The organism is Vibrio caribbeanicus ATCC BAA-2122 (assembly GCF_000165125.1).
Classification (GTDB): domain Bacteria; phylum Pseudomonadota; class Gammaproteobacteria; order Enterobacterales; family Vibrionaceae; genus Vibrio; species Vibrio caribbeanicus.
In genome coordinates, this window is record NZ_AEIU01000042.1 from 1 (window position 1) to 660 (window position 660).

The window sequence follows — 660 nt, forward strand, 5'->3', positions numbered from 1 at the left end:
TATCCCAGTCACCGATGGGTTGGTTAAAGGCGGCGGCACCTCAAACATCCCCTTCATATCCCTTACTTTGGAGGTGTCCCAGTTACCGATGGGTTGGTTAAAGGTTGTGGCACCTTCAAACATCTCACCCATTTTCACTACCTCGGAGGTATCCCAGTCACTAATATCAGCATTAAAGTAATCCCTTCCTTTGAAGAGGCCATCCATATCAGTCACATGAGAGGTACAAAAGCGGATTTCTCCTAGTTCCAGTTTATCGAGTTGGGCTTGGTCTTTAATGCTTTCATCGTTAACAACCAGATAGGTGTGACCTTGATGGTTGAAGGTGGTGCCGATAGCGCTGTTATTACAGGTAACAGAATTGCTTCCAATCGGGCCTTTTACATTGGAGGTATCCCATTGACTGATGTCTTGGTCAAAACTCGTGGCCTGTTTAAAGATGCCATGCATATCGCTTACTTTGGAGGTATTCCAACCACCGATGTCTTGGTTAAAGGCGGAGGCGCTTTCAAACATCGCCCTCATATTTTTAACCTTTGGAGGTATCCCAGTTACCGATGGGTTGGTTAAAGGCTTTGGCGCCTTTAAACATTTCATACCATATATGCAACTTTGGAGGTATCCCAGTTACCGATGGGCTGGTTAAAGGCTTTGGCACCT

At 45.8% G+C, this 660-nt stretch carries 1 protein-coding gene; it reads right to left on the bottom strand.

The genetic code is table 11. The features are described 5' to 3' along the window. A partial coding sequence (locus RH40_RS03695; protein ID WP_241209860.1) for a BspA family leucine-rich repeat surface protein occupies window positions 1-525 on the bottom strand: 525 nt, incomplete at its 3' end. Between the last annotated feature and the right edge of the window lie 135 nt (window positions 526-660).